4 protein-coding genes are annotated in these 7,798 nt (G+C 75.6%); 1 reads left to right on the top strand and 3 read right to left on the bottom strand.

The window, feature by feature from the left end; translation table 11 throughout:
* Positions 1–81 precede the first annotated feature (81 nt).
* Together ACFWGZ_RS37185 and ACFWGZ_RS37180 are read right to left on the bottom strand one after the other, a co-directional pair.
* Positions 82–348: a hypothetical protein gene (locus tag ACFWGZ_RS37185; RefSeq protein WP_382456284.1), complete on the bottom strand. Its 267-nt coding sequence runs from the start codon at positions 346–348 to the stop codon at positions 82–84.
* Positions 349–487: 139 nt separating this feature from the next.
* Positions 488–1,459 (bottom strand): hypothetical protein, encoded by a 972-nt coding sequence (locus tag ACFWGZ_RS37180; RefSeq protein ID WP_382456283.1) that lies wholly within the window; start codon positions 1,457–1,459, stop codon positions 488–490.
* Between the two features lie 171 nt (positions 1,460–1,630).
* Between ACFWGZ_RS37180 and ACFWGZ_RS37175 the strand changes: the two genes are divergently transcribed.
* The gene (locus ACFWGZ_RS37175) at positions 1,631–4,339 is read left to right on the top strand and encodes a hypothetical protein (RefSeq protein ID WP_382456282.1); all 2,709 of its coding nucleotides are present in this window, start codon (positions 1,631–1,633) and stop codon (positions 4,337–4,339) included.
* A gap of 279 nt (positions 4,340–4,618) precedes the next feature.
* Here the strand turns inward: ACFWGZ_RS37175 and ACFWGZ_RS37170 are convergent, their stop codons facing one another.
* Positions 4,619–7,774 carry a S8 family serine peptidase gene (locus tag ACFWGZ_RS37170; RefSeq protein WP_382456281.1) on the bottom strand — a complete coding sequence of 1,052 codons (3,156 nt, stop codon included), beginning with the start codon at positions 7,772–7,774 and terminating at the stop codon, positions 4,619–4,621.
* Positions 7,775–7,798: the final 24 nt, after the last annotated feature.

Genomic DNA, 7,798 nt, shown 5'->3' with positions numbered 1-7,798 from the left:
ACACGATCCACGGAAGCTGATCACCCTTCCTCACGCCAAGGTCAACAGCCAGATGATCAACAGTATTCCAAGATCATTATGTTAGGAGTTCTTAGTGTTGCTGCCGATCTGCCACAGCGCGTCGTCCGGCACCGGCCGGTCCGCGCTCACCCCGGCGGAGATCGCCGGACGCCGGTCCGGGTAGCTCACCCGCAGCGAGACCGCCGTCATGCGGTCCTGCGCCCGGTGCGCGTCCAGGTACTCCTGGAGGTCCTCGCGGAGCGCGTCGCCCACCCCGCGGGAGGCGTGCGCCGCCGCCGCGGGTGCCAGGCAGACGACCGTTCCCGCGACCGCGATCGCTGCGGACACCTTCCTCAACCCCTGCTTCATGGTCTTCCCCCTCGTTTCGGCCGGAACGTCGATGACCGGAAAACTGGGGAGAACCGGCTCGGCGGGACATCACCCCAGCACCCCGGTCCGGTGACATGCCCGCATGTCACCGGAGGCATCAGCGCAGCACGAAGGCCCGCAGCAGCCCCCACAACGCGGTCAGGGCGAGAGTGAGGCCCGCCACACCGAGCACCAGCGCCCGCAGGTCGCGCTGACGCCGGAGCCGGGCCGGGGCCTGCGTATCCTCCAGGTGCGCGAAGACGGGGGCGAGCTGTTCCAGCACCGCCATCTCGAGGCTGGTGGCGCGGCCGGTCCGCAGGTGCACCAGCTCGGCACGCCAGTCCCCGGCGAAGCGCAGCGCCGCCCTGGTCTCGTGGTCGTCCGGGCCGGGCAGCGGTGAGAGGTCCGGCAACGGGTGCGGGAACACCCCGGCCACACCGGACCGGAAGTGGTCGTACTCCCGGTCCCCGAACGGGAGCAGGACGACGACGCGGCGCGGATCCACTGTCGCGGTGACCAGGTCGAGCTCCCACCGCAGGCCCTCGCCCCGCCCCGCGCCGATGAGGACCAACCGGGCGCGGCCGACGAGGTCGCGCACCTCCCGCTGCCAGTCGTCCCCGACGTAGACGCGCGGCACACCCGCCGGCGGGAGCGGCTCGCCCGGCCGTCCGATCGCGATCAGCGGCCCGATCGGCGCGAACGCGCGCGCGAGCCGTTCCTCCTCGGTCCGGAAGTAGTCCAGCGCGGTCTCGCCGGTGCGCGCCAGCAGGTCGTCCACCTGGAACGAGCGCAGGTAGAGCACGGGTGGCCGCGGGTCGTCCCGCAGCGCGGACCACCCGTCCGCCGCCACCGTGCGCTTGAACCCCACCCAGCACCGGACGACGACGTGCCGGCCGATCGGCCGGGCGACCAGGTGGGCGGCGACGAGGCCGGCGAAGTAGAGGGCACCACCGCCCAGCCGGTCGCTCACGAGCGCGAGCGCCACCACGACGACGAGGATCAGCGCGCAACCCGCGACGGCGCCGCAGAAGTACGCCACGGCACGAGGAATCGACCGGCCCGGGCGCGTCGGCGCGGAACCTGTGCTCACGGGCCGCCTCCAGGAGTCGAGGTGACCATGATGGCCTCCGGGGCCCGGCGATCCCGCGGAGTACGAACCGATCCCTCCGGCCGGACGAGTCGCGGGCCGCGCCGACTGGTCCGCATGGTGGCCGTGGTCCGGTGCCCGGTCCGGCAGCATCGAGGTGCTGAAGGGGGAGCGGTGCCTCATCTGGAACGCCCGCTGGCCGGGGAGGACACGCCGGTCCGGCGGTTCGCGGAGGACCTGCGGCAGCTGCGGAGGGTCGCCGGGCTGCCCTCCTACCGGGAGCTGGGCCGCCGGGCCAACTACTCGCCGGCCGCGCTGTCGGAGGCCGTGGCCGGGCGCCGGCTGCCGAGCCTCGCGGTCACCAGGGCGTTCGTCCGCGCCTGCGGGGGAGACGTCGAGCAGTGGACGGACCGCTGGCGGGACCTGGCCGTCGAGGACCCGGACCCCGGCGACGCCCCCTACGTGGGGCTGGCGGCCTACCAGGTCGCCGACGCCGACCGGTTCTTCGGCCGGGAGACCGAGGTCGGCAGGGTGCTCGAACTGGTGCGGGAGCGGCCGTTCGTCGGGGTGTTCGGGGTGTCGGGCGCGGGCAAGTCCTCGCTGCTGCGGGCGGGGCTGGCCGCGCGGTGGGGCGAGCACGTGGTCATCACGCCCGGCGCCGACCCGATCACCGAGCTGGCCGTGGCGCTGGCCGGCGACCGGTCGGCGGTCGACGTGCGCGCCGAGCTCGCCGCCGGGCCGGAGCACCTGCGCGTGCTGCTGCGCCAGGCGGGGGACGGGCTGCTGCTCGTGGTCGACCAGTTCGAGGAGGCGTTCACGCTCTGCGGGGAGGCCGACCGGCGGTGGCTGGTGCGGGCGCTCACCCACAGCGCCGGCGCCGCCAGGGTCGTGCTCGGGGTGCGCGCCGACTTCTACGGGCACTGCGCCCGCCACCCCGAACTGCTCGAGGCGCTGCACCGCTCGCAGACGCTGGTCGGGCCGATGAGCGCCGAACAGGTGCGCCGCGCCGTCGTCGAACCGGCCGCGCTGCGCGGGGTCTCCCTGGAGAACTCGCTGGTGGCGCGGCTGGTCGCCGACATCGCGGGCGGGCCGGGGGTGCTGCCGCTGGCCTCGCACGTGCTGGTGGAGACATGGCGGCGGCGCCGCGGCGCGGTGCTGACCCTCGCGGCGTACGAGGACGCCGGCGGCATCGAACACGCTCTGGCCCGGACCGCGGACCAGGTGTACGAGGCGTTGCCCGAGCACGAGCGGCGGGCGGCGCGGGACGTGTTCCAGCGGCTGGTCGTGCCGGGCGACGGCACCGAGGACACCCGCCGCCGGGTGCTCCGCGCCGAGCTCGACGCGGACGACGCGCTCCTCGACCGCCTCGCGGCCGCCCGGCTGGTCACCCTCGGCCGCGACACGGTCGAGCTGACCCACGAGGCCCTGGTGCGCGGGTGGCCCCGGTTCCGCGGCTGGCTCGAGGAGGACCGCGAGTCGTTGCGGGTCCACCGCAGGCTCACCGCCGCCGCGGAGGCCTGGCACGCCCACGACCGCGACCCGGACGCCCTGCACCGCGGCGCCCACCTCGACCAGGCCCGCCTGCTGGGCCCGCGGCTCAACGCGGCCGAACGCGAGTTCGTCGAGGCGGGCCTGGCCGCGCAACGCCACCGGGAAGCGCTGCGCAGGAAGGGGGTGCGCCGGCTGCGGCGGCTCGTCGCGTGCCTCGTGGTGCTCGTCGTGCTGCTGGCGGCCACCGCCACCTTCGCGGTCACCGCGCAGCGCGCCGCCACCCGCGAACGGAACCAGGCGCTGTCGTCGCGCGCCGCCGACACCGCGCTGGACGGGCTGGACCGCCCGCGCGAGGCCGCGGCGCTCGCACTGGCCGCCTACCGCGTCGCCCCCACCGACCGGGCCCGCGACGCGCTCCTGCTCGCCAGGGCGGCGGGCACGGCGAGCACCCTCGGCGAGGGCTACGCGCGGCTGCCCGGCGGCATCGCCGTGACCACCGAGGTCGACGCCGGGTCGACGGCCGTGGCCTACCGCCTCTGGACCGGGCGGGGAGCGGACCGGCGGCCGGCGGGCAGGATCGACGTGCCGCCCGGCGGCTACCTGTACCTGCTCAGCGCGGACGAGAGCACCGCGCTCACGCTGGTCCGCGCCGACCGGTTCGAGGTCTGGGACCTCCGCGACCCCGGCCGGCCGCGCCGGACCGCCACGATGACCGGCTGGCCGATGCCCCTCGGGGTCGACCGGGCGGGCACCCTCATGTCCGCCGTCGAGGACGGCGCGGCGGTGTACTGGCGTCCCGGTGACACCACACGGGTCCGGATGCCCGGTGGTGGTGTGGAAAGCGCTGTACCGTTGGAGGACGGCACCGGTGTCGTCGTCGTGCGCCGCGAGGGGGACCGTCACGAGGTGGAGCTGCGTTTCCTCGACGGGCGGACCACCCCGGTCCTCAGCCGTGCGGCACGGCTCGCCGCGGTGGCGGGTCCCGCGGGCAGACTCGCCGTCTCCGAACTCGACAGCGGCCGCCTCACCGTGTTCGACGTCGCCGGCGGGCTCACCACCCTCGCCGAGGCGGAGGGCGTGCCGGCCCAGGCCCTGGTGGAGTTCTCCCAGGACGGCCGGACCGTCACCGCCGTGCACCGGGACTCGGTGTGGCTGCTGGACCTCGAGGGTGGCCGGGAGTCGTTGTCGTTGCGGGGCACGGGAGTGGAGTTCCACGGCGCGAGGTACGACGCCGGCAGCGGGGAGCTGCTCTTGCTGCCGGCGCGCGGGATGGCGGTGTGGCGGCTCGCGGTGCACGTCGACCCCGTGGTCCGCGAGGTCTGCGCCGACCCGGCCGGGGTGGACTGGGAGGCGCACTTCCCCGGCGTCGAGCGACGCGCCCTGTGCCCGTGACCGGCCGGGTGTTCGTGACCGGCCGGGTGTTCGTGACCGGCCGGGTGTTCGTGACCGGCCGGGTGTTCGTGACCGGCCGGGTGTTCGTGACCGGCCGGGTGTTCGTGGCCAGCCGGGTGTTCGTGGCTGGCCCGGTGCCTGTGGCCGGTCCGGTGTCCGTGGCTGGCCCTGTGCCCGTGACCGGTCCGGTGCCTGTGGCCGACCCTGGGTGTTCGACCGGCCCGGTGCCCGTGACGCCGGGCGGAGCACCGCTACCCCGCCCGGCGCCCGCGCAGACCGTCAGCCGAGCCGGTAGGCCCGGATCACGGTCTGGTCCAGTGCCCCGCCGCGGCCGTCGGCGGCCCGCACCCGCAGCGACACGAACGCCCCCGCGGGCGCCCGGTTCCCGACGAGCGCCGTGTGCCCCAGGACCGGCACGCTCGTCCAGTGCGCCCCGTCGTCGTAGGAGGCCTCGACGCGGAAGCGGCCCAACGGCGGGTTGTCCGCACCGGGCTGGCGGTCCACGACGAGCGGCACGCTCAGCGGGCGGTTCGCCGCGGCGGTTCCCGTGCGGTCCAGCGCCGGCGTGAACCGCACGACCGACATCGGCAGCCGGCGCTCACCGGAGGTCGTGTCCGAGCGGAACGTCCAGTCCACCACGACGCGGGTGCTCAGCTCCGACACGTCCGGGGACCGCGTCGCCTCGGCACGGGCGCGGTAGGTGCCCGGTCCCGGCGGCACGGTGAACACCCCGTACCCGCTGCCCGCGTTCTCGCCCACGAGCGTCCCGTCGCGGTACAGGGCCGTCCGTGCGGCGGTGGTGACGAAGTAGCCCTGGTTGCGCTCCCGGTCGCCGAACATCGGCAGCGACACCAGCACGTCGTTCCCGGTGCGCGTCAGGCTCGGACTGGCGTCGTTGTACATCACCGGTCCGACCACGGGCGCGCCGAACGTGCGGTCGTGGGTGCGGCCCGCACGGTACCTCTCCTGCTCTCCCACCATCGTTCTCCCCAATCCGAAGAACATCGAGGTCCAGGGGACGCCCGGCGTCGCGTACCTGGTCACGGTGCGCGAGTCGGGCACGTCCGCCTCGAAGACGGGACCGAACGCCCCGGACGGGGACATCGCGATGTCCAGGACGTTCTCGCGTCCACCCGATGCCTTCAGCGCGATCGTGGTGCGCACCTGCGCGAGCTCCGCCCGCCGGGGCCTGCGCACGAACCCGTCGGGCACCCGGCCCTGTTCGTTCCACGCCAGCCAGTAGGTGCCGGACGGGCTCGCGAACTCGGCGGCCACGAACACGTCGAGGTCGCCGGCGGGCAGCGACGGCCCGGCGTGGCCCACCCGCGTCCCGGCGGGGAAACCGGTGGGGTGCACGACCTCCAGGGACGTGGTGCCACCGGAGAGCCTGCGCTGGACCACCAGGCGGTGCTGACCGGCGGCCGCCGCCGGGTCGGGCGCGGCCACCTCCAGCGGCCGTGCCGGACGCGCGTCGAGGACCACGTGCGCCGGTCCGGTCACCCGCAGGTCGGGCCGGGTGACGACGGTGTGCGGGCCGTCCTGCGGCCCCAGCACCGCCTGGACCAGGTAGTCGCCCGCGGGCAGCCGCGCGCTGCCGCCCCGCAGGTAGGTCCGGGCACCGGTGGCCGCGTTCACGACGACCGTCGACCTCGTGCCGTCCGGCGCGCCGGGGAAGTCGAAGGTGACGGGGTGGCGCTCGGTCTCCCGGTTCATCCCGAGCGGTGTCCGCAGCACCTCCGCGCCGTTCGCGGTGGCCACCACCGACCCCGAGTACACCCCGTCCACCGGTCCCTTCCGCGCGTCACCGGTGACGGCGACCTCCGCGGTGCCGCCCGCCGGGACGGTGGTGCGGGCCGGGGACACCGAGAACACCGGCTGGTCGGAGCCGTCGGGCCCACGACCCCGCACCGCCAGGTCCAGCGTGACCGGCTGCGGGCCGTCGTTGCGGTACACGAGGGGTTTCACCAGCGGGACGTCGTCGTCGTGCGGCCACTCCTGCACGCCCAGTGCGACGGAGGAAGGCTCGCTGGTCACCGTCGTCGCCAGCGCGGCGGCGACGTCCAGCCGGCCGGAGCCCTGGTCGAAGACGCCGAGCGCGGGGTTCGGCCGCGCCGAGGCGGTCAGCGCCGCCTTGAGCCGCGCGCCGGTCCAGTCGGGGTGCCGCTGCGCCACGAGCGCCGCGGCCCCCGCGACGTGCGGGGAGGCCATCGACGTGCCGGACAGGACGGTGTGCGCCGGGTTGCCGGGGACACCGGGGAAGCCGCCGGTGCTCGCCCTCGCCGCGACGATGCCCACGCCGGGCGCGGTGATGTCGGGTTTGACCGCGCCGTCGGGCACCCGCGGGCCCCGGCTGGAGAAGTCGGCGAGCGAGTCGTCGCGGTCCACCGCGCCGACCGTCAGCGCCGAGTCCGCGGTGCCGGGGGACAGCACGGACTCCGCCGCTCCCTCGTTGCCCGCCGAGACGACGAACAACGTGCCGTGCGCCGCCGACAGCGCCTCCACGGCCGCCTCGACCGGGTCGAGATCGTCGGTGGCGGGCAGGCCGAGGCTGATGTTGACCACGTCGGCGCCCTGCTCCGCGGCCCACCGCATCCCTTCGATGATCGTCGACTCCGGGCACGCGCCCCGCGAGTCGCAGACCTTGGCGTCGAGCAACCGGGCGTCCGGGGCGACACCCCGGTACGGCGCGCGGTGGCTCGCGATCGTGGCCGCGACGTGCGTTCCGTGGCCGAAGTGGTCGATCCCGTCCTGCTCGCCGGTGAAGTCGCGCGCGGCGATCTCCCGCCCGGCCAGGTCGGGGTGATCGCCCTCCACACCGGTGTCGACCACACCGACCTTCACGCCCGCGCCCGTCAGTCCCGCCGCCCACGCGGCGGGCGCGCCGACCTGGGCGGTGCTGCGGTCCAGCAGCGGCCGGGCCACCCCGTCCAGCCAGACCTTGCCGGCGCCCTCCGGCAGCGCCCGCCACCCGGTCGCCTTCGGCACCTCGGCCGCGACCGCGTCCACGACGGGCAGCGCCCCCGCCACCCGCGCTCCCGTCGGCGGGCGGCCGCCGGAGACGATCACCGGCACCGTGTCGCGCCGGGCGTCGTCGTACCCGGCCTCGACGAGACCGGTGACGTCGAACAGCCGCTCGTCCAGCCGTCCCAGGGCGAGCGGCCCCGCCGCGTCGGAGGGGACGACGTGCACGCGGCCGCCGTGCCGGGTGACCTGGAACGAGATGTGCCGCCGGTGCGCGCCGGGGGTGACGGAGACGAGCCGGTCGCCGTCGAGGACGACCTCGTCGCCGGTGACCAGCGTGACGGTCGCGAGCCCACGCGCTCCCGGCCCGTGCCGCTGTTGTGCCGTGGTGGTGCCCGCCGGCGCCGCGTGCGCGGGGGCCGCCGCCCCTGCCAGCGCGGCGGCCAGCGCCAGCGCGATCGCTCTTCTCGACATCAGGGAATCTCCTCGCCTCGAGGC

It is taken from the genome of Lentzea sp. NPDC060358, assembly GCF_042725365.1.
In the GTDB taxonomy this organism is placed as follows: domain Bacteria; phylum Actinomycetota; class Actinomycetes; order Mycobacteriales; family Pseudonocardiaceae; genus Lentzea.
This window is presented reverse-complemented; position numbering and strand designations above follow the sequence as displayed.

Bases quoted from the DNA above. Each gene is read 5' to 3' on its own strand.
- ACFWGZ_RS37170 (WP_382456281.1), bottom strand. From the start codon at position 7,774: ATGTCGAGAAGAGCGATCGCGCTGGCGCTGGCCGCCGCGCTGGCAGGG.